Here is a 24,965-nt window from a genome sequence, read left to right on the forward strand (position 1 = left end):
CTCGTATCAGATTGACGCCGTGGGAGCCCTGCGTGCACGACGGGCGCTGCCCGTGCTCCGTACTGCCACGACCGGGACAGCGGGGGAGCGGCTAGCACATACGCAAGAAGATCGAAAGAGACCCGGCGGAGACCGCCGCTGAACGTAGTCATTGTCAACGGGATCGCGGTTTTGCTAATCCACTGCTAACGAACCGCCTTCATTGCTAACGAAGTCACGGATCCTAGACCGTCGCCGTCCTACGCGAGGCTGTCCCGCCAGGCCCGGTGCAGATCCGCGAACCTGCCCGTGCCCGCGACGAGTCCGGCCGGTTCGCCGTCCTCGACGATCTCCCCGTGTTCCATCACCAGGACACGGTCCGCGATCTCGACGGTGGACAGCCGGTGCGCGATGACCACGGCCGTACGGCCCTTCAGCACCGTCGCCATCGCCCGCTGCACCGCGCGCTCGCCCGGGATGTCCAGCGAGCTGGTCGCCTCGTCGAGGATCAGCACCGCCGGATCCGCCAGCAACGCACGTGCGAAAGCGACCAGTTGCCGCTGTCCGGCCGAGATACGGCCGCCCCGTTTGCGTACGTCGGTGTCGTAGCCGTCGGGCAGGGAGCTGATGAAGTCGTGCGCGCCGATCTCCTTCGCCGCTCGCTCGATCTCCTCGCGCGTGGCGTCCGGGCGGCCGATCGCGATGTTCTCGGCGACCGTGCCGGAGAACAGGAACGCCTCCTGCGTCACCATGACCACCCCGCGCCGCAGTTCGGGCACGGCGAGGTCGCGCAGGTCGACGCCGTCCAGCAGGACCCGGCCGTCGGAGGGGTCGTACAACCGGGCCAGCAGCTTGGCCAGCGTCGACTTGCCGGCGCCCGTGGAGCCGACGACCGCGACCGTCTGCCCGGCCGGGATCGTCAGGTCGAAACGGGGCAGCACCTCGCCGCCGGTGCGGTAGCCGAAGCGGACGGCGTCGAAGACGACCTCGCGGCCCGGCTGTTCGCCCTCCAGCGGAGGGAGTTGCCGGGGAGTCGACGGCTCGGGCACGGAAGGGGCCTGGGCGAGCAGTCCGGCGATCTTCTCCAGGGAGGCCGCCGCCGACTGGTAGGAGTTGAGGAACATCCCCAGCCGGTCGATGGGGTCGTACAGCCGCCGCAGGTACAGCACGGCGGCCGCCAGCACACCGAGGGCCAGCGTGCCGTCCGCGACCCGGTGGGCGCCCCACAGTACGATCGCCGCGACCGTCGTGTTGGCGATCAGCCGTGAACCGGTGACGTACCGGGCCATCTCCAGCAGCGCGTCCCCGTTGGTGCGCTCGTGCCGCTCGTTCAGCGCGCCGAAGTCGGCGTCGTTGACGGCCTCGCGGCGGAAGGCACGCACCGGCCGGATGCCGTTCATGGTCTCGACGAACTTGACGATGACGGCGGCGATGGCGGTCGACCGCGCCCGGTACACCCGCCCGGCCCGGCGCTGGTACAGCCGCACCAGGGCGTACAGCGGCACGAACGACGCCATCGCCACGCCGCCCAGCCCCAGATCCAGCCAGAGCAGCATCGCCGAGATGTAGACGAAGGACAGGATGACCGTCACGAGCTCCTGAAGACCCTCGTCCAGCAGCTCGCGCAGCGACTCCACGTCCGTCGTGGAGCGGGAGATGAGCCGGCCCGAGGTGTAGCGCTCGTGGAAGTCGACGCTCAGTGCCTGTGCGTGGCGGAAGATCCGGCCGCGCAGATCGAGCAGCACGTCCTGGCTGACGCGGGCCGCGGCGGCGACGAACGCGAACTGGAGCCCGCCCGCGGCCAGCGCGCACGCCAGATAGCCGACGGCGACCGCGATCAGCGGCCCGTGGTCCTGCGCCCGGAAGGCCGGCACGGCCCGGTCGATGGCGTACGCCACGAGCAGCGGGCCCGCCTGCACGACCGCCTGCTGGAGCAGCAGAAGCAGTGCCGTGACCGTGACGCGGGCCTTCAGGGGCGCGAGCAGGGAGCGCAGCAGGGCGGCGGTGGCGCCCGGGGGCGTGGGCAGGACGTCCCGGTCGAAGGGGTCACCGGTGGCCCGGGTCCCAGCGTCGGGTCCCCCGGCGCCGGGTTCGTCGTCGGGTGTCCCGTCGGCCGGTGCGGTGGTGGCCGCCGTCATCGTGCGCCCTCCTGTTCGCCTGACCGGTCGCCCGATTGTTCGCCCGGCTGTTCCCCTGAGTGTTCGCCGGACATCAAGTGGGCGTACTCGGCGTTCGTCCGCAGCAGTTCGTGGTGGGTGCCGACCGCGGCGATCCGGCCGCCGGACAGCAGCGCGACCCGGTCGGCGAGCAGCACCGTGGACGGGCGGTGCGCCACGATCAGGGCGGTGGTGTCCGCGAGGACCCGCCGCAGGGCGGCCTCCACGGCGGCCTCGGTGTGCACGTCCAGGGCCGACAGCGGGTCGTCCAGGACGAGGAACTCCGGCTGCCCGACGACAGCTCTGGCCAGCGCCAGGCGCTGCCGCTGCCCGCCGGAGAGACTGTGGCCCTGCTCGCCCACCCGGGTCCGGGTCCCCTGCGGCAGCGCGTACACGAAGTCGGCCTGGGCGACGGCCAGGGCGCGCTCCAGCTCGGCCGGGCCGGCCGTGTCGTCGGCGCCCATCAGAACGTTGTCGCCGACCGGGGCCGAGAAGAGCGTGGGCTCCTCGAAGGCGACCGCGACCTTGGCGCGCAGCGCCTGACGGGACAGGGTCGTGATGTCGACCCCGTCGAGGGTGATGCGGCCCGAGGTCACCTCGTAGAAGCGGGGGATGAGCGCGGTGAGGGTCGTCTTGCCGCTGCCCGTCGCGCCGACCAGGGCCATGGACTCGCCGGGACGGATGTGCAGGTCGACCCTGTCCAGGACGGGAGGGGAGTGGGGCGGGGCGTCGGGGTAGCGGAAGGTGACGTCGTGGAACCGGAGACCGGACCCGGCTGCGGGCGGTGACGCCGGGTCACCGGCAACGCCCCGCTCCTCCACCTCCTCGTCCATCACCTCGAAATACCGCTCCGTCGCCGTCGCCGCCTCCTGGCTCATCGCCAGCAGGAATCCGATCGACTCCACCGGCCACCGCAACGCCAGCGCCGTGGACAGGAACGCCACCAGCGTCCCCGCCGACAACCCCCCGTCGGCCACCTGCACGACCCCCACCACCAGCGCCGCCCCGATCGCGACCTCCGGCAGCGTCACGATGACGCCCCAGATCGTCGCCAGCAGCCGCGCCTTGCGCAGTTCCGTGCCGCGCAGCGTCCCCGACAGCTCCCGGAAGGCCCGGGCCTGACTCCGGTGCCGGCCGAAGCCCTTGATGATGCGGATGCCGAGCACGCTCTCCTCGACGACCGTGGTCAGGTCGCCGACCTGGTCCTGGGCGAGCCGGGCCACCTTGGCGTACCGCTTCTCGAAGATCGCGCAGGTGACCATGACGGGCACGGCGGGCCCGAGGATCACCAGCCCCAGGGTCCAGTCCTGGAGCAGCATGATGACCACGCCGACGAGGATCGTCACACCGTTGACCAGCAGGAACGTCAGCGGGAAGGCGAGGAACATGCGCAGCAGCATCAGGTCCGTCGTCCCCCGGGACAGCAACTGGCCCGAGGCCCACCGGTCGTGGAAGGCCACCGGCAGCCGCTGGAGGTGCCGGTACAGATCCGCCCGCATGGACGCCTCGACATGGGAGAGCGGCCGGGCCACCAGCCACCGCCGCAGCCCGAACAGCAGGGCCTCGGCGACGCCGAGCAGCAGCAGGTACAGCGCGCCGAGCCAGACCCCGCCCGGGTCCCGGTCGGCGACCGGCCCGTCCACCATCCACTTCAGGACGAGCGGGATCACCAGGCCCACGCAGGAGGCCAGTATCGCGACGAACGCGGCCGTGAACAGGCGCACCCGCACGGGCCGCACGTACGGCCACAGGCGCAGCAGCGTACGCACGGCGGAACGGTCCTGGGCGGGGGCGGGTGTCGTGGCCATCAGCAGCGAGCCTACGGATCGCCACTGACACCGCCCACCGAGTTTTCGCCGTACCGGGCGCGTCCATCGGCCCTACGACCTGGGCGTTCGAGGGGTCGTACGCCGGCATCAGCCGAACGGCTGATGCCCGTTCGAGCGCGACGGCCGATGCGCGGATCCCGCCGCCCCGGGACCCTCGACGCATGTCCGTCATCGAAGTCACCGACCTGCGCAAGGCCTACGGCGGCCGCCCGGCCGTCGACGGTGTCTCCTTCGCCGTCGAGGAGGGCGAGATCTTCGGCATCCTCGGCCCCAACGGCGCCGGCAAGACCACCGCCGTGGAGTGTGTCGAGGGGCTGCGCGTGCCCGACTCCGGCCGGGTCCGCGTCACCGGTCTCGACCCCGTCACCGAGCACGAGGCCACCCGCCGCGTGCTCGGCGCGCAGCTCCAGGAGAGCGAGTTGCAGGCGAAGCTCACCGTCCGCGAGGCGCTGGAGCTGTACAGCGCCTTCTACCCGAGCCCGCTCGACTGGCGGCCGCTCGCCGAACGCCTGGGCCTGACCGCCAAGTTGACGACCCGGTTCGCCAAGCTCTCCGGTGGCCAGAAGCAGCGGCTGTTCATCGCGCTCGCGCTGGTGGGCAACCCCCGGGCCGTCGTCCTGGACGAGCTGACCACCGGCCTAGACCCGCGCGCCCGCCGGGACACCTGGGAGCTGATCGAGGACATCCGCGCGAACGGCGTGACCGTCCTCCTCGTCACCCACTTCATGGAGGAGGCGCAGCGGCTGTGCGACCGGATCGCCGTGATCGACAAGGGCCGGGTGGCCGCCCTGGACACCCCGGCCGGACTGATCCGCCGCTCGGCGGGCTCCACCGTCATCAGCTTCACCCCGTCCGCCCCGCTGGACGACCGTGACCTGAACGCGCTGCCCGCGCTCGCGTCGGTCGAGCACCGGGACGGCCGCGTCACCCTGTCCGGCACCGACGAGACCGTCAACGCCGTCATTTCCCTCCTCGCCCGCAGCCACGTCACGGCCCACCAGCTCCGGGTCACCGACGCCACCCTGGACGACGCGTTCCTCGACCTCACGAAGGAGGCGGCGGCATGAGCACGGCCCTCGTCAACACCGCCGTACTGAAGAGCGAGATCCGCCTCTTCCGCCGGGAGCCCGGCAGCCTCTTCTGGATCCTGGTGTTCCCGACGCTGCTGCTGGTGATCCTCGGCTCGATCCCGTCCTTCCGCGAGGCCGACCCGTCCTTCGGCGGGCTGCGCCCGGTCGACGGCTACGTCCCGGTGAGCGTGCTGCTCGGCCTCATCATGGGCGGGATCCAGGCGATGCCGCAGACCCTCACCGGCTACCGCGAGCGCGGCATCCTGCGCCGGATGTCCACCACCCCGGTCCGCCCCGCCGCCCTGCTGTCCGCGCAGATGCTGCTGTACGGCGGGGCCGCCCTGGTGTCGGCGCTGCTCGCCCTCGCGGTCGGCCGGCTCGCCTTCGGCGTACGGCTGCCGCGGCAGGGCTTCGGATACGCCATCGCCCTGCTGCTGGCCGTGCTGGCCGCCCTCGCGCTGGGCGCGGTGATCTGCGCGCTGTCCCGGTCCACGAAGATCGCCGGTGCCATCGGGTCGGCGGTGTTCTTCCCCGCGATGTTCTGCGCGGGCGTGTGGATGCCGGTGCAGACCATGCCGGACGCACTGGCGCGGTCCGTCGGCCTCACGCCGTTCGGCGCGGCGGCCGAGGCCCTGAACCGGTCCGCCGCGGGGGACTGGCCGGGCTGGGGGCACCTGGGAGTGCTCGTGGCCTGGACCGTGCTGCTGACGGCCGGTGCCTCGCGCTGGTTCCGCTGGGAGTAGGCGACGTGCCGTGCACACTGGGGAGATGACCGCGGCGGACGAGCAGATCGAGCACCGTCAGAACCAGTTCCACACCTGGGGCGTCTACGGACTGCTCGCCGTCTCGACCCTCCTCTCGATCGCCGCGCACGAGCTGATGACGAGCCCGGCCGAGTGGTACGCGGGCGGGGCGCTGGTCGTCGCGGCGGTGCTGCTCCAGCTGTGGCACGGGCCCCGCCGGGGCCGCCGGACGCCGTCCGCGCGCGGGACCGTCTACTACGTCCTGCGCTGGGCGATCTCCTTCGCCCTCACGTGGCTGAACCCGTTCTTCGGGTTCTACGCGTCCAGCGGCTACTTCGACAGCGACGAACTGATCCCCGGCAGGCGCCGGCAGTGGCTCGGTCTCCTCGCCACCGTCGTCGTCGTGGCGGGCTCGCAGTCCGGCGGGATGCCGATCCGCAGCCCGACCCAGTGGCTGCTGTTCGCCGTGCTGCTGGTCGCGAACTACGGCCTGCTGACGGTGGTCGGCCACATCACCCAGCAGGAGGAACAGCGCTCCCGCGAGCGGGCCGTCACCATCACCCAACTCGAACGCACCAACGCCGCCCTGCAACGGGCCCTCGACGAGAACGCCGCCCTGCACGCCCAACTCCTCGTCCAGGCACGGGAGGCGGGCGTCGCCGACGAACGCCGGCGGCTGGCCGCCGAGATCCACGACACCATCGCCCAGGGCCTGACCGGCATCATCGCCCAGCTCCAGGTCGTCGCGAACGCGCCCGACCCGGCCGTGGCCCGCACGCACCTCGACCGCGCCTCGGACCTGGCCCGGCACAGCCTCGGCGAGGCCCGCCGCTCCGTGCACAACCTCGCCCCCGTGGCGCTGACCGACGCCGGACTGCCGGAAGCCCTGAAGAAGACGGTCGCCGAGTGGGGCGAACGGACCGGTGTGCGCGCGGAGTTCACGGTCACCGGCACCGCCGAGCAACTCCACGAGGAGGTCGCGGCGACGCTCCTGCGGATCGTCCAGGAGGCCCTCTCCAACGCCGCCCGGCACGCGGCCGCCGAACGCGTCGGCATCACGCTGTCCTTCCTCGGCGACGAGGTGATCCTCGACATCCGCGACGACGGACGCGGCTTCGACCCGGTCGCCGTCCCCACCCGCACGAGCTCCGGCGGTTTCGGCCTCGACGGCATGCGCGCCCGCGCCGAACGCATCGCCGGCTCCCTCACCGTCGAGTCCGAGCCGGGCCACGGTACGGCGGTCTCCGCTCGCGTACCGTTGGTCCGCCATGACTGAAGACGCCGCGACGGGTGACGCCGCGATCACCCTGCTCATCGTCGACGACCACCCCGTCGTACGGGACGGCCTGCGCGGCATGTTCGAGTCCGCCCCGGGCTTCCGGGTCCTCGGGGAGGCGTCGAACGGCGTCGAGGCGCTCTCGCTCGCCGCCGGCCTCGATCCGGACGTGATCCTGATGGACCTGCGCATGCCGGGCGGCGGGGGAGTGGACGCCATCCGCGCACTGACCCGCACCGGCGCCCGCGCCAAGGTCCTCGTCCTCACCACCTACGACACCGACTCCGACACCCTCCCCGCGATCGAGGCGGGCGCCACCGGCTACCTGCTGAAGGACGCGCCCCGCGAGGAGCTGTTCACCGCCGTACGAGCGGCGGCGCAGGGCCGTACGGTCCTCTCCCCGGCCGTGGCCTCCCGCCTGGTCTCCGCGGTCCGCACGCCCAGGGCTCCCGGCAACGAACCGCTCTCCGCCCGCGAACGCGAGGTGCTGGCCCTGGTCGCCAAGGGCACGTCCAACCGCGAGATCGCCCGCGAACTGTTCATCAGCGAGGCGACCGTGAAGACCCACCTCACCCACCTCTACGCCAAGCTCGGCGTCAAGGACCGCGCGGCGGCGGTGGCGGTGGCGTACGACCGGGGGATCCTGGGCGAGGCGTGACGAGCGCGTGAGCGGTGCGTGAGCCGTCGCTGGGAGTGTGGGCCGTCGTCAAGGACAGTCTGCACAAAGGGGATTCGCGTGACCGTGATGGCCGAGACGGACCGTGTGGGGGCCGCACTGCGTGCGCTCACGTTCGAGCGCACCGTGGCGAAGGGGCTCGTACACCGGCGGGCGCTGTCGGAGGTGTTCCTGACCGACGGCACGGCGGTCGACGACGACCGTTTCGTGGCCGGAGCGCAACTGCCGCCGTCCCACGCCTACTACACCGATCACACCACTGGCTCCGCGGTCGATCCGCTGTTCCTGCTGGAGTGCTGCCGCCAGGCCGAGACGCACGCGGTGCACGCGCACTTCGGGGCGCCGGACGGCACCAAGTTCGTTCTCCAGCAGTGGTCGATGGAGCTGCCGGGCCTGGCCGCGCTGGAGCGGGCCGACGGGCCGGCCGAGGTGGCGATCGCGGCCACGACGCACGACGCGCAGTGGGCCGGGGGATCGCTGCGCGGTCTGCGGTACCGCATGGTGATCACCGTGTCCGGGCGGCCGGTGGGCGAGGTGACCATGCGCGTGAAGTACGTCGCCGACAGCGTGTACGGGATGCTCCGCGGCCGCCGGGACGGCGGGAGCACGCCGACGTCCGAGTCGTACCGCCGCCCGGTCACGGAGGGCCTCGTGCGGCCCGGGCGCGTGGGCCGGGAGCGGCCGGAGAACGTGGTGCTGCTCGACCCGGCCACCGAGGGCCGGCAGGTCCGGGCCCGGCTTCGGGTGGCCGGCGGGCACCCCAGCCTGTTCGACCACGCCCAGGACCACGTGCCCGGCATGGTGCTGATGGAGGCGGGACGGCAGACGGCCCTGCTGACCGCGGAGGAGCTGTTCGGGGCCCCGGCGGCGTCGTGGTCGGTCACCGGGCTGGAGGCCTCGTTCGACGCCTACGCGGAACTCGACGAGCCCCTGACGGTGGTCGGCGACGGCCACGAGCAGGCGGCCGACGCCGCCGGGACCGTCTCGGTCCCCGTGACGTTCGAGCAGGGCGGGCGCACGGTCGCCCGGGGCGCCTTCAGTCTGGAACGCGGCAGCCGGTGACCGAGAAAGACCGTCCGGACCCCATGCGGTGGGGTCCGGACGGTCTTCTCGTTCCGTAGGCGGAGTGAGGAGGGGCTCACGCCTCCTGAGCGGTGGCCGGGTCCAGGTCACGGTCACGGACCATGGTGAAGATGGCGATCGCCCCGGCGAGCGCCACGCAGGCCAGCACCACGTAGACGACGCTCCAGCCGTGCTGGAGACCCTGGACCGCCCGGTCCACCAGGTCCTGCCCGCCGTCCGCGCGTACGGACCCCAGCCGGCCCTGGACCACGTCGTCGGCCATCGCGCCGTCGCCCGCGGCCAGCTGCTGACGGGTCGAGGTGAGCAGCAGCCCGCCCACGCACGCCACGCCGATCGTCTCGCCGGCGACCCGGAGGGTGTTGAACATGCCCGACGCCATACCGCTGCGCTCGGCCGGCACCACGCTGACCGCCGCGTTGTCCATGACGCCGAAGGCGAGACCGATGCCGACACCGGCCAGCAGCAGCGCCGCGAACAGCCCCGTACGGGACGACACCGGGTCGGTGAACGTCATCAGCAACAGCGCGACGGCCAGCACCGCCGGTCCGACGGCGAGCAGCATCCGTACGGACAGCAACCGCACCAGCGTGCCGGTGAACAGGGGCAGGACGAAGACCGGCAGCGTCAGCGGCAGCAGCATCGCACCGGACATCGTCGACCCCGCCCCGCCCGCGCCCTGGAAGTACGGCGGCAGGTAGACGAGCAGGGCCGCGAACGCGAAGACGATGCTCACCGGCTGCCAGATGATGGCGACGAACGTGGGGCGCCGCAGCAGGCTCAGGTCGAACATCGGCTCCGCGACGCGCAGTTCGACCACGACGAACAGGGCGAGGAACAGCGCCGCCCCCGCGAAGGAGCCGAGCGTGACGACTCCGCCCCAGCCCTGTGAGGGCCCCTCGACGAAGCCGAGGGCGAGCAGCATGAGGGCCAGGGTGAAGGTCACCACGCCGGGCAGGTCGATGCGCCGCGCAGCCGGGTTCTTCGACTCGGGCAGCGGCCGGGCCAGGACGAGCACGACCGCACCGAGCAGGACGTTGACCAGGAACACGGCGTGCCAGGAGGCCACGCCCACCAGCAGGCCGGACACGAACGGCCCCATCGCCAGGCCGAACCCGATCGAGGCGCCGAAGATGCCGAAGGCCCTGGCCCGGGCGGCCCCGCCGAACGTGTGGGCGAGCAGTGCGGAACCACTGGTCAGCACCGCTGCCGCGCCCATGCCCTGCACGAAGCGCGCCAGGTCCACGAGCAGGATGGTGGGAGCGGTACCCGCGACGAGGGAGGCCAGTGCGAAGACGGCCGTGCCGCTCAGGAACAGGCGGCGGCGCCCGAAGAGGTCGGCCGCCGAACCGGCCGCGAGCATGAAGGCGGTGAACGCCACGTTGTAGGCGTTCAGCACCCACTGGGTGGAGGCGGCCGAGGCGTGCAGCGCGCCCGACATGTCGGCGAGGGCGACTCCCGGACCCGTGACGGAGATGGGCAGCATCACGGCGGCCAGAGCGATGGCCACCAGCACCCGCGTGGGACCGGGGCCGGTCTCCGCAGGGGTGGTCCCGGGTGGTGACAGCTCGGAATCAGCAAGTGACTGGGACATCGAAACCTATCAATCCTGTGACTACGGGGTCGGGTGCGGGGTCAGAGCCGGGAGACCGGCAGCGCGGCCGGCGAGGTGTCCTCGGCGGTGAGCGCGTCCTGGGCGGTGAGCAGAGCGCCGAGCTCCGCGAACGAGGTCACCTGTGTGTCGATGAAGGACCCGAACGCCGACACGTCGTCCTCCGAGAAGACCGCGCCGCGCATCAGCACCGTGCGCAGGCCCGCGATCTTGGCCGCGCGCAGGGCGAGCGGGGAGTCGTCCACCAGCAGCCACTGCCCCGGGTCCGCCTCGCCCTCGGCCGCGAGCAGCGCCGCGTAGGTGTCCGGATCGGCCTTGGAGGCGTGGTCGAGCGCCACGTAGTCCTCGGGCCGGAACAGCCCGTCGAGCAGCGAGCGGCGCGCGGTGGTGCGGTCCATCGTGGAGAACACGCGCAACCGCACGCCCCGCGCACGCTGTTGCGCGCAGAACGCCTCCACGCCCTCGCCGAGGGCCAGCGGCGTGCCCCGGACGGAGGTCAGCGACCTGAGCGCCTCGATCTCGGCGTTCAGATGCTGTTCGATGCCGAGGCCCGCGAACAGCACGCGCAGGCTCTCCCGTTGGGGGAAGGTGCTGATGGCCTTGAACTGCGTGACAGTCGCCTCGATCGGCAACTCCGTGTGGCGGTTGATGCCTTCGTGCAGGGCGAGCAGCAGCAGGCTCGACGCGTTCAGGCTCAGCACTCCGTCGAAGTCCAGCAGCACGGTCTGCGGGGAAGCGGCGCGGTCCAAGGCGTAACTCCTGGGGTGGTGGAGGGGGCGCGGCCGGAAGGGCCGGGACCGCGCGGGGGAGGGAGGGGCGCCGGCGGCGCCGGACCGGCCGGGGGCTGCCGGTCCGGCACACGGGGCGGCGCGTGGGGTCAGTCGCGCCAGACGGAGTGCGCGGCGGCCTCGGCGTCGAGGGTGCGCAGCAGGTCCTCGTCGATGGAGTGCAGCGAGTCGACGATGTGCCGGGCACCGGTCTCGCGCATCAGCTGGGGCTGGAAGCTGTGCTCGAAGGAGCTGGGGTGGCCGATGAAGGGGATGTCGAGGGCCTTGGCGACCTCCGCAACGCGGGCCACGTCGTCGATGAACAGCACCTCGTCGTACTTCAGGCCGAAGACCTCGGTGGTGATCTCGCGCAGGCCGGGGCGGAAGTCGTTGGTGCAGACGTAGCCGGGCTCGTCGAAGAGGTCGGCGTGTTCGCCCAGGAAGTGGTCGAAGTGCGACTTGGCGAGGCCGCCGTAGCTGACCGTCTTCAGTCCCAGTTCGCGCAGCCGGCGCAGCAGGTCGATCGCACCGTCGAGAAGCTCGACCGGGTGCTCGCGGGTGTACTCCTCCCGCTCCTTGAAGTAGACGTCGATCGCCTCCTGAGCGGTCCACGGAACGCGGGCCGCGTTCGCCATGCCCTGGCCGCCCACCAGCTGCGGCTGGGAGAAGATGCTGCGCTCGACGTCGGCGGTGTACTCGCCGCCACGACTGACGATGAAGTTGTGGATGACGGGGCTGAACGTGTCGTTCAGCAGGACGCCGTCGATGTTGACGGCGGCCAGCTTGAGCTGCTTGAGCTTGTCTGCCATGGGATTCCTCGTTGCCTGGTGAAACGTGAAGAGTGGAAAGTGAAGAGTGAAGGGAGTCAGTGGCCGACGGTCGCCATGCCCGCCGGGTCGTAGCGCTCGCCGGAGACGACGTCGTGGGGCACCGCGGCCGACACGGCGGCCAGTTGCTCGTCCGTGAGCCGCAGTTCGGCGGCGGCGACGTTCTCGCGCAGGTAGCCGATCCGGCGGGTGCCCGGGATGGGGACGATGTCGTCGCCCTGAGCCAGCAGCCAGGCCAGCGCCAGCTGGACGGGGCTGCAGCCGTAGCTCTCCGCGAGCTCGCGGAGCCGCTCCACCATCCGGACGTTGCGCGCCAGGTGCTCCTGCTGGAAGCGGGGGTGCGAGTGCCGGAAGTCGGTGGGGTCCAGGTCGTCGGGCCGGGTGATCGCACCGGTCAGGAAACCCCGCCCGATCGGCGAGTACGCCACGAGCGAGGTGCCCAGCTCCCGCGCCACCGGCAGGACGTCCGCCTCCACCTCGCGGGTCCACAGCGAGTACTCGGTCTGCAGGGCCGCGATGGGGTGGACGGCGTGCGCCCTGCGCAGGGTCTGCGCGGTCACCTCGGAAAGCCCCAGGTGCCCGACCTTGCCGGCCCGCACCAGCTCCGCCATGGCGCCGACGGTCTCCTCGACGGGGATGTCGGGGCTCTTGCGGTGGAGGTAGTAGAGGTCGATGTGGTCGACGCCCAGGCGCTGCAGTGAGGCGTCGACGGCCCGCCGGCAGTGCTCCGGGCTGGAGTCGATGTTCCGGCCCTGCCTCGGGTCGCTGTCGTCGCGCCGGATGCCGAACTTGGTGGCGAGGACCACCTGGTCGCGGCGGCCCGCGACGGCCCGGCCCACCAGGCGCTCGTTGTGGCCCTTGCCGTACATGTCGGCGGTGTCGAGCAGCGTGACCCCGCTGTCCAGGGCCGCCTGGAGGGTCGCCAGGCTCTGGGCCTCGTCGGTCGGACCGTAGAACTCCGACATCCCCATGCAGCCGAGACCGATGGCGGAGACCACCGGACCGTTCGTGCCAATCCTGCGTTGCTGCACTCAGTTCTCCTCGTGCGCGGTCGTGAGCGGGGTCGTGTGAAGGGGTGTCCGGAGCACGGCCCGCCTGCACCGCGGCGCGGGGCGGGCCGCTGCCGGACGCATTCCAGGCTGGCAGTGCGTACTTACGCGCCACTCATGTGCCGCTCACGGCCGACGTGAGCGGCGCGTGTCCCCTGCGTGGGCCGCTCGTGAGGGAAAGCGGAGCCCGCGTTGCGAGGGTGAGAACTCCGACGAGCGCCACAGCGCATCGGTGCACCACGACACCAGCCAGGAGGAACGACGCAGTGACGGCTACGACAGCGACAACGGCTGTGGCTGACAGCAGCACCTCGACAACGTCCCACGGTGCCGGAGCTGCCGGATGACCGGGTCGGACCGCGCGGCGGTCGTCGCCGGTCTGGGCAGCTGGGTCCCGCCCACGGTGGTCACCAACGACGACCTCGCCCGGCACCTGGACACCTCGGACGAGTGGATCAGCAGCCGGACCGGGATCCGCCGGCGGCACGTCATCGACCCGGGCGGATCGACCGGCGACCTCGCCGTCGAGGCCGGGCGCAGGGCCCTGAAGTCCGCGGGCGAGGAACGGGCCGACATCGTCGTCGTCGCCACCAGCACCCCGGACCGCCCCTGCCCGGCCACCGCGCCGGAAGTCGCCGACCGGCTGGGGCTCGGCGGTGTCGGCGCGTTCGACATCGCCGCCGTGTGCACGGGCTTCGTCTACGCGCTGGGCACGGCGGCCGGTTTCGTCCAGGCTGGCTTCGCCCGCTCCGTCCTGGTCATCGGGGCGGACACCTTCTCCACCATCCTCAACCCGGCCGACCGTACGACCAGGGCCATTTTCGGGGACGGCGCCGGAGCGGTGTACCTGCGCGCCGGCGCGGCGACGGAGCCGGGCGCCCTGAAGGGGCTCCACCTCGGCAGCGACGGCGGCCAGAGCGACCTCATCCAGGTCGCGGCCGGCGGTTCACGGCAGCGTTCCACCGGCCTGCCGGCCGCCGCGGAGGCCACCTACTTCACCATGGAGGGCCGCCCGGTCTTCGCGGAGGCCGTGCGCCACATGGCGTCCTCCGTGACGACGACGGCCGACGCCGCGGGCTGGGCCGTCGAGGACATCGACAAGGTCGTCCTCCACCAGGCCAACGCGCGGATCCTGGCAGCGGTCGCCGAGCGCATCGACGTACCTCTCGAACGCTTCCCCGCCAACATCGAGCGGGTCGGCAACACCGTCGCGGCCTCGATCCCGCTGGCCCTGGCCGACGCGTCGGCCGACGGCGAACTGCTCCCCGGCCAGCGCGTCGTGCTCGGCGGGTTCGGCGGCGGGCTCACCTGGGGGTCGGTGGCGCTCGTATGGCCCGACATCACGGCGGCCTGACGCCGGCCCTCGCCGCAGCACAGCCACCCTCGTCCCTTCACCCCTACATCACTCACCGCACCACAAGGAGAAACACCATGCAGGCGATCGCGGAGCGGGTCTCGGTCCTTCTCTCCGACCAGTTCAAGGTCAAGCCGGAGACCATCGCGTCCGAGGTGACCCTCGGCAAGCTGTCCTTCGACTCCCTGGTCCTGATCGAGCTCGGCCTCGTCCTGGACAAGGAGTTCGGCGTCGAGATAGCGGACGGTGAACTCACCGAGCAGCACACCCTGGACGACCTGGTCCAGCTGCTGTCGGCCAAGGGAGCGGCGGTCTGATGGCGGACGGTCGTACGCAACGGACAGCCGTCACCGGTCTGGGCCTGGTGACCCCGGCCGGACTCGGCGTGGAGGAGAACTGGGAGCGGGTGCTGTCGGGACGCTCCTGCGCCACGCGCGACCCGGCACTCGCCGAGCTGTCGGTCGACTTTTCCTGCCGGGTACCGGGGTTCGACGCCGGCGAACTGCTGGGCGGCTTCGCCGGCTGGCAGCTGGAGCGCTTCGTCCAACTCGCCGTCGTGGCCTCCCGGATGGCCGTCGCCGACGCCGGATGGGACGCCACGACCTGGGATGGAACCCGGGTCGGGGTGGTGCTCGGCAACTCGCTCGGCGGCGCAGCCACCTTCGCGGAGCAGCACGACACGCTGCGCGATCGCGGCGCCGGCAAGGTCTCGCCCCTGCTGGTGACGAAGTACATGCCGAACATGGTCGCCGGCTATGTGGCGATCGACTGCGGTGCCCGGGGGCCGAGTCTGGTCACCGCCACGGCCTGCGCGTCCGGGGCGACCGCCATCGGCATCGCCCGGGACCTGCTGCGCTCCGGCGTGTGCGACATCGTGCTGGCGGGCGCCAGCGAGTCCGCGCTCACCCCGACGGTGATGGCCGGGCTGTGCAAGATGGGCGCCCTGTCCAAGTCGGGGGACGCGCCCGAGCACGCCGGCAAGCCGTTCGACGCGGAACGGGACGGTTTCGTGGCCGCCGAGGCGGCCGGCGTGCTGGTCCTGGAGCGGGAGGCGGACGCCCGTGCCAGGGGCGCGGCGATCCGCGCCGTCGTCAGCGGTTACGGATCCTCCTCCGACGCCCACCACGCCACCGCCCCGCACCCCGACGGGGAGGGCATCGAGCGGGCCCTGCGCGCCGCCCTGGCGGACGCGGGTGCCGACCCCTCCGACGTCCGCCACGTCAACGCGCACGGCACCGCCACCGCGATGAACGACCTCGTCGAGGGCAGGATGCTGCGCCGTGTCCTGGGCGACACGCCCCTGGTCACGTCGACCAAGGGGGTCACCGGCCATGCGCTGGCGGCCGCGGGCGCCATCGAGGCCGCGTACACGGTGCTGGCCGTGCAGCACGGCACGGTGCCGCCGACGGCGAATCTGAAGAACCCGGATCCCGCCATCGAGTTGGACGTGGTCAGCGGCGAACCCCGCACCACCCCGGTGGACGTCGCCGTCAGCACGTCGCTGGGATTCGGCGGCCACAACGCAGCGCTCGTCATCACGTCGGCCTGAGCCCCACGGAGCGCGCCGGGCCGGGAGCACGCTCCCCGCCGGCGCGCTCCCCACGGCCCCGACCCACCTAGGAATGAGCATGGCTTCCCCCTCCGACGATTCCGACGACTGGACGCACGTGCTGCGCCCCTCGGCACACCGCACGGCCCGCATCGTCGTCTTCCCCCACGCGGGCGCCGGAGCCCAGCGCTACGCGAGCGTCCTGGCCGGTCTGCCGGAAACGGTGGAGGTGGTGGGCGTCACGCTGCCCGGGCGGGAGCGGCGCGCGGGCCTTGCACCCCGTACGACGCTGACCGCCGCCGTGACGGGCATCCGCCGGGAGCTGTGCGTCCTCGCCCCCGCCCCCACGGTCTTCTACGGGCACAGCCTGGGCGGGCTGCTGGCACTCGCCGTCGCCCACACCGGCGGACACTGCGACGGCCTGGTCGTGAGCTGTTCGCAGCCCGGGGCCGGAAGCCGGCCACGCCCGGAACACCCGGGCCCCGCCGCCGAACTGGCCGGGATCTTCGCCCGCCACCGCCTGCCCGCCGACGCCCTGCGCGACCCGTCGCTCAGCCCCGCGCAGCAGGCCCTGGCCCAAGACCTGGCGCTCGCGCGGGAGGCGCTGCACACCGTGGAGCCTCTCCGCCTCACGGTGCCGGTGACCGCGCTGGCCGGTACGGAGGATCCGCTCGTCGCGCCGGGCGTGCTGCCGCTGTGGGCCCGCTTCACGTCGGGCCCGGTCCGCTGCCGGCTCGCCGAGGGCGGGCACTTCTTCCCCTTCACCCCGTACGGCCAGGGCGTCCTGCTCGAAGAGCTCCTCGCGTCCCTGACGGCCGCTCACCCGGGGGCGCCCGCCCGTTGACGCGGCTACGCCCCGACGAGATGGGGGGAGCGGTCGTCCAGGAACGGGTGCTCCAGGGCGTCGTCGGAGTTCAGGATCTGCTGCTGGAGGCGTCGCAGACGGTGTGAGGGCTCCAGGCCGATCCCGTCGGTCATCGCGGCGCGCACGCCCTGGTAGGCCGCCAGCGCGTCGTTGCGGCGCCCGGAGAGGTACAGCGCCAGCATCAGGTACTCGTGCAGCACCTCGTCGTAGGGATTGAGCGCCACGAGGGCGTGCAGTTCGCCGACGACCTCGGCGTAGCGGCGCAGTCGCAGGTCCAGGCCGACGCGCTGGCTCAGCACCGCCTTGCGGTCCTCCTCCAGCCGTAGCACGTGCGGGTGCAGCACGGGCCCGGCCGGCACATCGGCCAGGGGAGCGTCACGCCACAGTCTCAGGGCGTTGTTCAGCTGGGCCGACGCCTCGGACAGATCCCCCCGGGCCTCGGCCTCTCCCGCCGCCGAGACGAGCCGGTGGTAGCCGACGATGTCGAACTGTTCGCCGGGGACTTCGAGCCGGTAACCGGTGGCCTCGGTGATCAGCGTCTCCTTGGGAAGACGGTCCGAGGGGCCGCCGTCGACGGCGCGGCCGATGCTCTTGCGGATCTGCATGACGCAGTTCTGGATGCCTGTCGAGGCGCTCATGGGCACGTCGAGGCCCCACAGTTCGCGCTCGATGGCGGCTCGCTGCACCACGCGGCCCCGGTTCAGGATGAGCACGGCGAGGAGCTTTCTGGCCTTCAGCGCCGTGGGGACCACCGACACGCCGTTCATGGTCACGCGCAGGGGGCCCAGCACTCTGGCGATCATCCGTCCTCCTCGCTCAGGCAACCTGTGTAGCGGTTTATCAATGGACTGTAGCCCATTTTTCTACTCGTGTCGTTCGAGGGGGCGGCGCACGGTATGAGTAAATCGCAGGTCGTCAGCCGCACGGAGTGGTCAAAAGTCACCCGTGGCCCACCCTTTTCCTGGCGTTCATAGAGTCAACTGGAAGTCAAACTTGGTCTCTGGTGTACTTTTGGACCTGACACCGCACAACTGAGGGGGGCTTCGTGCAGCAAGGCGGCATGCCTGACATCGCGATCGTCGGGATGGGATGCAGATTTCCGGGAGCGCGCGGGGTGCGTGCCTTCTGGCGCCTGCTCGAAGACAACACCGACGCCGTCACACCCGTGCCGGAGGACCGGTTCGACGTGCGGCGGTACTACTCGGCGCGGCCGGGCGAACCGGGCACGACCGTCTCGCGGCACGGTGGGTTCATCGATGACCTGTACGGCTTCGACGCCGCCTTCTTCGGAATCGCCCCGCGCGAGGCGCTGGCCATGGATCCTCAGCAGCGGGTCCTCCTCCAGGTCGTCTGGGAGGCGCTGGAGGACGCGCACATCCTGCCGTCCTCGCTGGCGGGCAGTCGCACCGGCGTGTTCGTGGGCCAGGCGACCGCCGAGTACGGAGACCTGGCGGAGTCCGACGGGCATCAGGACGTGCACGGCATGGCGGGCAGCCGGCTGCGGACGATCACCGCGGGGCGCCTCTCCTTCGCCCTCGACCTGCGGGGGCCCAGCCTGGTGGTCGACACCGCGTGCTCCTCGTCCCTGGTGGCGGTGCACCTGGCCCGGCAGAGCCTGCTGACCGGGGAGAGCGACCTGGCCGTCGCCGCGGGGGTCAACGCCGTGCTCTCGCCGTCCGACGCCATCACCTACTCCCGGGGCGGCATGCTCGCACCCGGTGGACGCTGCAAGTTCGCCGACGCCTCGGGCGACGGCTTCGTCCGCAGCGAAGGAGTGGGGGCCGTGCTGCTCAAGCGGCTTCCCGACGCGCTGCGCGACGGCGACCAGGTCCTCGCCGTGCTGCGGGGCAGCGCCGTCACCAACGACGGCCAGGGCAGCGGAACGCTGCTGCAGCCCGCCGTGTCCGGACAGACCGAGATGATCCGCTCCGCCTGCCGCAGCGCGGGCATCACCCCCGCCCAGTTCGACTACGTGGAGGCGCACGGCACCGGCACCCCCGTCGGGGACGACGTCGAACTGCGCGCCCTGGCAGCGGCCTTGGGCGACGAACGGCGGCCTGGGTCCCGCCCGCTGCCCATCGGTTCCGTCAAGACCAACATCGGCCACGCCGAAGCCGCCGCCGGGATCGCGGGCCTGATCAAGACGGTGCTCATCGCCCGGCACCGCACCATCCCCGCGTCACTGCACCTGCGCACGCCGCACCCGGTCCTGGCCGGGGACGCCGCCGCCCTCGCCTGCGTCACGCGCAACACCTCGCTCGTGCCGGGCGGCCCGGCCGCACTCATGGGAGTCAGTTCCTTCGGTCTCTCCGGCACCAACGCGCACGTGATCGTCGGCGAGTACGTGCCCGAGCCGCGCACGGCGCAGCTCTCGCACGGAGCTTCGGACGTTCCCGGAGGACCGCAGTTGCTGCTGCTCAGTGCCCGCACACCGGCCGCCCTGAGCGGACTCGCCGCGCGCTACGCCGGCTTCCTGGAAGGCGCCGAGGGCCGAGCGTTCACGCTGCGCGACATCTGCCACACCGCCGCGACGCGCCGTGACGCCCACCCCCACCGCCTGTGGGCCGTCGGCCGCACCCACGACGAACTCGCCGCCGCGTTGCGCGCCCTGGCCGCGGGCGAGGAGACCCCGGACGGAGGGACGGCGGACGCCGGATTCGCGGGCGACCGCCGGACCGCCTTCGTCTTTCCCGGACAGGGCTCCCAGTGGCTCGGCATGGGCCGCCGTCTGCTGGCCTGTGAAGCGGTGTTCCGCCGGACCCTGACGGAATGCGACGCGGCCGTCCGGGAGGAACTGGGGTGGTCGGTCATCGGCCTGCTGACCGGCGACGGCGAGGACACACCCCCGCAGGAACTCCCCGATGACGTCGCAGTGGTGCAACCCCTGCTGTGGGCCGTGCAGGTGTCGCTGGCCGCGCTCCTGCGCGCCAAGGGCGTCGAACCCGACCTGGGTATCGGACACAGCATGGGTGAGGTGGCCACCGCCCAGGTCTGCGGGGCGCTGTCGCTGAAGGACGCCGCCTCGGTCATCTGCCGGCGCAGCTCCCTGATGCAGCGCCTGGCAGGGCGCGGCGCGATGCTCGCCGTCGAACTCGACGCGCTGAGCGCGGCGGACGCCGCGGCGCCCTACGGGGACGCGGTGTGCGTCGCGGCGGAGAACGCCCCCGGGAGCACCGTCCTCGCCGGGGACGCGCACGCCCTGCACCTGGTCGCCGAACGCCTCCAGGCCGAAGGGGTGTCGTGCCGGCCCGTCAAGGTCAACGTGGCGTCGCACTCCCCGTACATGACGGAACTGCGGGACGACCTGGCCGACGCCCTCGCCCACGTCACGCCGTCGCCCGCCCGTACCGCGATGTTCTCCACCACCCGTTGCGAGCCGGTCGACGGACCCGAACTCGACGCCGCCTACTGGGTGGACAACCTCTGCGAGCGGGTGCGTTTCGTCGAGGCCGTGCGGGTGGCCGCCAAGGAGGAGACGGTGTTCCTGGAGGTCGGCCCGCACCCGTTGCTCGTCCAGTCCGTCACGGCGGTCCTCGACGAGCAGGGCGCCGCCCCGGCCGCCGTCGCCACCCTCAAGCGCCACCAGGACGACGGCGAGAACATCACCCGGGCGCTCGGGCAGCTCTTCTCCCACGGCGGGCGCATCGACTGGAACCGCTTCTTCCAGGGGACCGCGCCCCGCGTGCCGCTGCCGACGTACGCCTGGGACCAGGAACAGTTCAGGAGGGAACCGGCTGCCGTCCCGGCCCCCGCCGCGGCGTCCGCCACGCCGGCCGAGCACGTACGGGAGGTCGGACTGCGCGAGTTGGGCCTGGACGACCTGGGGGAGAGCGTCCGCACCCGGGGCGGCGCGGCCGTCGTACCGCCGGTGCTCTACGTAGAGGCCGTCCTGCGGGCGGCGGACGACATCGCGCCGGGCGGTGCGGGCGTGCTGGAGGACGTCGAGTTCGGGACCCGGCCCTGGGAGCTGGCACAGGCGCGCGACGCCGCGGTACGCGTGTCCCTGGCGCCCGCCGCACAGCGGGGCTGTTTCGTGTTCACCGTCACCACGCTGCGCACCGTGGACGGCACCCGGGACGGTGAGCTGTGCATGACCGGCAGGTACCGCACCGCCGGGCAGAGCGCGGTGGCCGGACCGCACGGCCGGGAACTGCTGGACGCCGGCCTGACCCGGTGCACCGGGTACGTGCCGGCGGCGGAGTTCTACCGCCGCGCCCAGGGCCGCGGCTACACCGTCGACGCGGCGCTCCGCACCGTCGCGCAACTGTGGTGCGCCGAAGGTGAATCAGTGGCTCGCATGCGCCGCTCGCCGGGCGCGGGGACGGCCGGGCTCGAAGCCGGGCTGCTGACCATGCTCGCCACATGGCCGCACTTCACGGGCGCGGGGGGAGAGGCGGACGGCTACGTGCCGGTGTCCTTCGGCCGCGTCCAGGTCCAGGACGCGGCGGGAGTCGGCCGGGACCACTGGTGCGTGGCCCGCTTCACGCCCTCGGACGGTACGGACGACGCGCGCTGTGACGTGTGGCTGACGGGCGAGGACGGCGGTCCGATCGCGGAGTTCCGTGACGTACGGCTGCGTCGCCGAGCGGTGGGGCCCGCCCACGAGGCGCGCGCCGCGCAAGCCCCGGTGCCGGCTCCCCCGGCCGCCACCCCTGAGCACGCCCCCACACCCGACGACGTCCTGAAGCAGGCCGCCACCGTGCTCGGCCTCTCGGCGACCCGGCTCGATCCGCGCAGGCCCCTGCGGACCCTGGGACTGGATTCCCTGCTGGCGGCCGAGCTCAGGGTGCGCCTGCACCGCACGGCGGGTGTCGACATACCCGCCACCCGGTTGCTGGGCCGCGAACCCATAGGCGTGATCGCCGCTTCCGTGGCGTCCCCGTCCTGAAGTCACCACAGAAAAACGAAGACCATGACTCATAGATGTACCGTGGTATAATTTTCTCCTGGCCGGGGGAGCCCGCACAACGACGTGAGAAGGCGAGGAAGCACATGGCCTCTGAACCTGCCCGCCCCCTCGGGCGCAGAGAGCGCAGCAAGCAGCGGGTGCGGGACCGCATCTACACCTCTGCCCTGACCCTCTTCGCGGAGCAGGGTTACGACCGCACCACGATCGACCAGATCGCCGAGCACGCCGACGTGGCCCGGGGCACCTTCTTCAACTACTTCCAGCGCAAGGAAGACCTGGTCACCGCTTGGGCCGAGGCCCGCAAGCGGCGCCTGGAGCTGTGCATGGAAGAGTCGATGAGGTCCCGGGACGACGATGTGACGGTGCACCTGGAGCGCTGCATGGCGGCACTGGCGGAGTTCAACGAGTCCGAGCGGGAGATCACCGCCGCCATGCTCCAGGCCTGGGTGAAGGCCGGCCAGCCACTCCTCGAGGAGCCCTACGCGGGCCAGGTCTTCGCCAACATCATCGAAGCCGGGCGCCAGCGCGGGGAGGTCACCTTCGACATCGACCCGATGCGGGTCGGCAACATCCTGCGTGATTCCTACCTGGGGCTGCTCTACCGCTGGTCACAGAACCCGGGCGGGCGCGTGCCGCTCCACATCGAACTGCGCGAGGTCCTCAGGATCGTCCTCACGGGCGTCCTGTCGTACTCCCAGCACGGGCGCGGCACTCCGGCGTCGTCGACTCCCGCCGCCCCGCTCGCACCGGCGTCGCAGGCGTAGCGGCCCGGCCAGGCGCGGACCGGCCCGCCGACCGCCAGGTCGGCGGGCCGAAGCGCTGCGCCGCCCCGGCCGGCGAAACGATGCCTCAGCCCGCCACCCGCAGCAGCAGCACCGCCCGCGCCGGCATCGTGATCTCCGTCCCCGCCGGGTGCTCCACCCCCGGCGCCTCCCCCTGCTCCTCCAGACTGGTGTCGACGACGACCTCGTACCGCTCCGCCCACGGCGGCCCCGGCAGCACGAAACTCACCGGCTGCTCGCCCGCGTGCAGGACGGCGAGGAAGCTGTCGTCGAGTATCTGGTCGCCGCGCTCGTCCCGGCCCGGGATGTCCCGGCCGGAGAGGTACATGCCCAGCGTGGCGGCGGGCGCGTACCAGTCCTGCTCCGTCATCTCGGTGCCCCGGGACGTGAACCAGGCCAGGTCGCGCAGGCCGTCGGCGGTCTGGGCGCGGCCCGAGAAGAAGGCCCGGCGCCGGAGCACCGGATGCCGGTGGCGCAGCTCGATCAGCCGGGAGGCCAGCTCGAACAGCGCCTTCCAGCCCGGGTCCGCCAGCAGGCCCCAGTCCACCCAGCTGATCTCGTTGTCCTGGCAGTAGGCGTTGTTGTTGCCGCGTTGCGTGCGGCCCAGCTCGTCGCCCGCGACCAGCATCGGCACACCGGTCGACAGCAGCAGCGTGGTCAGCAGGTTCCTGAGCTGTCGCCGCCGGAGCGCCCGTACGCCCTCGTCGTCCGTCTCGCCCTCCGCGCCGCAGTTCCAGGCCCGGTTGTCGTCCGTGCCGTCGCGGTTGCCCTCGCCGTTGGCCTCGTTGTGCTTGTGCGAGTAACTCACCAGGTCGCGCAGGGTGAAACCGTCGTGCGCGGTGATGAAGTTGACGGACGCGTAGGGCCTGCGGCCGCCCCAGGCGTACAGGTCGCTGGAGCCGGACAGGCGGTAGCCCATCTCCCGTACGTCCGGCAGCGCGTGCCGCCAGAAGTCCCGTACGGCGTTGCGGTACCGGTCGTTCCACTCCGTCCACAGCGGCGGGAACGCCCCCACCTGGTAGCCGCCCGACCCCACGTCCCACGGCTCGGCGATCAGCTTCACCCGGCGCAGCACCGGGTCCTGGGCGATGACCGCCAGGAACGGGGAGAGCATGTCGACGTCGTGCATGGAGCGGGCCAGCGCCGCCGCCAGGTCGAAGCGGAAGCCGTCCACGCCCATCTCCGTCACCCAGTACCGCAAGGAGTCCGTGATGAGGCGCAGCACGTGCGGCTGGACCACGTGCAGGGTGTTGCCGCAGCCGGTGTAGTCGGCGTAGCGGCGGGGGTCGTCCTGGAGGCGGTAGTAGCCGCGGTTGTCGATGCCCTTCAGTGACAGCGTCGGCCCCAGCTCGCCCGCCTCCGCCGTGTGGTTGTAGACCACGTCGAGGATGACCTCGATCCCGGCCGCGTGCAGGGCGCGCACCATGCGCTTGAACTCGCCGACCTGCTGGCCGGTCGTCCCGGAGGCCGCGTAGGCCGCGTGCGGGGCGAAGTAGCCGATGGAGTTGTAGCCCCAGTAGTTCCTCAGGCCTCTGCGCAGCAGATGGTCCTCGTGCGCGAACTGGTGCACCGGCAGCAGCTCCACCGCCGTCACGCCCAGCTTCACCAGGTGCTCGATCGCCGCCGGGTGCGCGAGGCCGGCGTAGGTGCCGCGCAGCTCCTCGGGTATGTCCGGGTGCAGCCGGGTGAAGCCCTTGACGTGCAGCTCGTAGATGACCGAGTCCGCCCAGGGCGTCTTCGGGCGGCGGTCGTACGTCCATTCGTCCTCGGTTCCGCCATCGTGGACGACGACGCCCTTGGGGACGTACGGCGCCGAGTCCCGGCCGTCGCGCACGGTGTCGGCGACGTGCTGCTGCGGCCAGTCGCGCACGTGCCCGTACACCTCCGGCGGCAGGCTGAAGTCTCCGTCCACGGCACGGGCGTACGGGTCGAGGAGCAGTTTCGCCGGGTTCCAGCGGGCGCCCGTCCACGGGTCCCAGCGGCCGTGCACCCGGTAGCCGTAGCGCTGCCCGGGCAGTACGCCCGGGACGAAGCCGTGCCAGATCTCGTGGGTCAGCTCGGCGAGCCGGACCCGCGACTCCTTGCCCGTCTCGTCGAAGAGGCACAGCTCGACCCCTTCGGCCCCGCCCGCCCACAGGGCGAAGTTGGTCCCGGCCACCCCGTCCGGGCCGACCCGGAACCGGGCGCCCAGCGGCGTCGGCGCGCCCGGCCGGGCGGGCACCGCGGGCGGCGGCGCGGCCCGCCGTGTGCCGTGCGCGGCGGCGGCCTGGCGCCCGTTCCCGGTGGCCTGATGACCGGCCACCGCCTCCTGCTCGGCTGCGCTGGACACCTGTCAGCCTCCCGCGGCTCGTGGGACGACGGGGGACAGAGGGGTGCGGTCCTGCTGCGGCCCGGGTCGCGGCTCCCCTGCGCGTCGTCCTCCCCACTGTTCTGCCCAGAGCG

Annotated in this window: 19 protein-coding genes; 11 read left to right on the top strand and 8 right to left on the bottom strand. The window is 72.2% G+C overall.

The features are described from left to right. Nucleotides 1–239: 239 nt before the first annotated feature. Nucleotides 240–2,117: an ABC transporter ATP-binding protein gene (locus GTY47_RS38830; protein WP_010041677.1), complete on the bottom strand. Its 1,878-nt coding sequence runs from the start codon at nt 2,115–2,117 to the stop codon at nt 240–242. After that, nucleotides 2,114–3,943, bottom strand: a complete 1,830-nt coding sequence (locus GTY47_RS38835; RefSeq protein WP_010041679.1) for an ABC transporter ATP-binding protein — start codon at nt 3,941–3,943, stop codon at nt 2,114–2,116. The genes GTY47_RS38830 and GTY47_RS38835 overlap by 4 nt, the downstream gene beginning before the upstream one ends. 182 nt (nt 3,944–4,125) lie before the next feature. On the opposite strand from GTY47_RS38835, the gene GTY47_RS38840 reads away from it, so the two are divergent. From GTY47_RS38840 to GTY47_RS38860, 5 genes are all read left to right on the top strand, one after another. Further along, the gene (locus GTY47_RS38840) at nt 4,126–5,031 is read left to right on the top strand and encodes an ABC transporter ATP-binding protein (protein WP_010041681.1); all 906 of its coding nucleotides are present in this window, start codon (nt 4,126–4,128) and stop codon (nt 5,029–5,031) included. Beyond that, on the top strand, nt 5,028–5,777 hold the full coding sequence (locus GTY47_RS38845) for an ABC transporter permease (protein ID WP_010041683.1): 750 nt from the start codon (nt 5,028–5,030) through the stop codon (nt 5,775–5,777). Before GTY47_RS38840 ends, GTY47_RS38845 begins: the two co-directional genes overlap by 4 nt. Nucleotides 5,778–5,802: 25 nt before the next feature. Further along, nucleotides 5,803–7,053: a sensor histidine kinase gene (locus GTY47_RS38850; RefSeq protein ID WP_010041684.1), complete on the top strand. Its 1,251-nt coding sequence runs from the start codon at nt 5,803–5,805 to the stop codon at nt 7,051–7,053. Next, the gene (locus GTY47_RS38855) at nt 7,046–7,711 is read left to right on the top strand and encodes a response regulator transcription factor (protein WP_010041685.1); all 666 of its coding nucleotides are present in this window, start codon (nt 7,046–7,048) and stop codon (nt 7,709–7,711) included. The genes GTY47_RS38850 and GTY47_RS38855 overlap by 8 nt, the downstream gene beginning before the upstream one ends. An 87-nt stretch (nt 7,712–7,798) precedes the next feature. Then, nucleotides 7,799–8,791: a ScbA/BarX family gamma-butyrolactone biosynthesis protein gene (locus tag GTY47_RS38860; protein WP_102514989.1), complete on the top strand. Its 993-nt coding sequence runs from the start codon at nt 7,799–7,801 to the stop codon at nt 8,789–8,791. A gap of 76 nt (nt 8,792–8,867) precedes the next feature. Here GTY47_RS38860 and GTY47_RS38865 read toward each other — a convergent pair whose 3' ends face one another. The 4 genes from GTY47_RS38865 to GTY47_RS38880 all read right to left on the bottom strand — a co-directional run bounded on the left by GTY47_RS38865 (nt 8,868) and on the right by GTY47_RS38880 (nt 13,046). Further along, nucleotides 8,868–10,319, bottom strand: coding sequence for an MFS transporter (locus GTY47_RS38865; RefSeq protein ID WP_102514988.1), 1,452 nt, complete (start codon nt 10,317–10,319; stop codon nt 8,868–8,870). 125 nt (nt 10,320–10,444) lie between these two features. After that, the gene (locus tag GTY47_RS38870) at nt 10,445–11,170 is read right to left on the bottom strand and encodes an HAD-IA family hydrolase (RefSeq protein ID WP_010041691.1); all 726 of its coding nucleotides are present in this window, start codon (nt 11,168–11,170) and stop codon (nt 10,445–10,447) included. A 128-nt stretch (nt 11,171–11,298) separates the two neighbouring features. Beyond that, on the bottom strand, nt 11,299–11,997 hold the full coding sequence (locus tag GTY47_RS38875; protein WP_010041695.1) for a hypothetical protein: 699 nt from the start codon (nt 11,995–11,997) through the stop codon (nt 11,299–11,301). A 56-nt stretch (nt 11,998–12,053) separates the two neighbouring features. Then, nucleotides 12,054–13,046 (bottom strand): aldo/keto reductase, encoded by a 993-nt coding sequence (locus GTY47_RS38880; protein WP_029181299.1) that lies wholly within the window; start codon nt 13,044–13,046, stop codon nt 12,054–12,056. 361 nt (nt 13,047–13,407) lie between these two features. On the opposite strand from GTY47_RS38880, the gene GTY47_RS38885 reads away from it, so the two are divergent. From GTY47_RS38885 to GTY47_RS38900, 4 genes are all read left to right on the top strand, one after another. Beyond that, complete coding sequence (locus tag GTY47_RS38885; protein ID WP_010041704.1) at nt 13,408–14,418, top strand: beta-ketoacyl-ACP synthase III; 1,011 nt, start codon at nt 13,408–13,410, stop codon at nt 14,416–14,418. Nucleotides 14,419–14,495: 77 nt separating this feature from the next. Continuing rightward, nucleotides 14,496–14,735, top strand: a complete 240-nt coding sequence (locus GTY47_RS38890) for a phosphopantetheine-binding protein (RefSeq protein ID WP_010041707.1) — start codon at nt 14,496–14,498, stop codon at nt 14,733–14,735. Next, the gene (locus GTY47_RS38895) at nt 14,735–15,967 is read left to right on the top strand and encodes a beta-ketoacyl-[acyl-carrier-protein] synthase family protein (protein ID WP_010041709.1); all 1,233 of its coding nucleotides are present in this window, start codon (nt 14,735–14,737) and stop codon (nt 15,965–15,967) included. Before GTY47_RS38890 ends, GTY47_RS38895 begins: the two co-directional genes overlap by 1 nt. 79 nt (nt 15,968–16,046) lie before the next feature. After that, the gene (locus GTY47_RS38900; protein ID WP_010041711.1) at nt 16,047–16,811 is read left to right on the top strand and encodes an alpha/beta fold hydrolase; all 765 of its coding nucleotides are present in this window, start codon (nt 16,047–16,049) and stop codon (nt 16,809–16,811) included. Between the two features lie 5 nt (nt 16,812–16,816). Here GTY47_RS38900 and GTY47_RS38905 read toward each other — a convergent pair whose 3' ends face one another. Beyond that, nucleotides 16,817–17,635 carry an AfsR/SARP family transcriptional regulator gene (locus GTY47_RS38905; protein WP_010041713.1) on the bottom strand — a complete coding sequence of 273 codons (819 nt, stop codon included), beginning with the start codon at nt 17,633–17,635 and terminating at the stop codon, nt 16,817–16,819. A 257-nt stretch (nt 17,636–17,892) separates the two neighbouring features. Here GTY47_RS38905 and GTY47_RS38910 point away from each other — a divergent pair, with 257 nt between their 5' ends. Continuing rightward, on the top strand, nt 17,893–21,720 hold the full coding sequence (locus tag GTY47_RS38910; protein ID WP_078602865.1) for a type I polyketide synthase: 3,828 nt from the start codon (nt 17,893–17,895) through the stop codon (nt 21,718–21,720). Nucleotides 21,721–21,824: 104 nt separating this feature from the next. Next, the gene (locus GTY47_RS38915) at nt 21,825–22,505 is read left to right on the top strand and encodes a TetR/AcrR family transcriptional regulator (RefSeq protein WP_050810262.1); all 681 of its coding nucleotides are present in this window, start codon (nt 21,825–21,827) and stop codon (nt 22,503–22,505) included. Nucleotides 22,506–22,590: 85 nt separating this feature from the next. On the opposite strand, the gene glgX is transcribed toward GTY47_RS38915, so the two are convergent. Then, the gene (glgX, locus tag GTY47_RS38920) at nt 22,591–24,852 is read right to left on the bottom strand and encodes a glycogen debranching protein GlgX (protein WP_010041718.1); all 2,262 of its coding nucleotides are present in this window, start codon (nt 24,850–24,852) and stop codon (nt 22,591–22,593) included. Nucleotides 24,853–24,965: the final 113 nt, after the last annotated feature.

This window comes from Streptomyces sp. SID5464, from assembly GCF_009862985.1.
GTDB lineage: Bacteria > Actinomycetota > Actinomycetes > Streptomycetales > Streptomycetaceae > Streptomyces > Streptomyces chartreusis_D.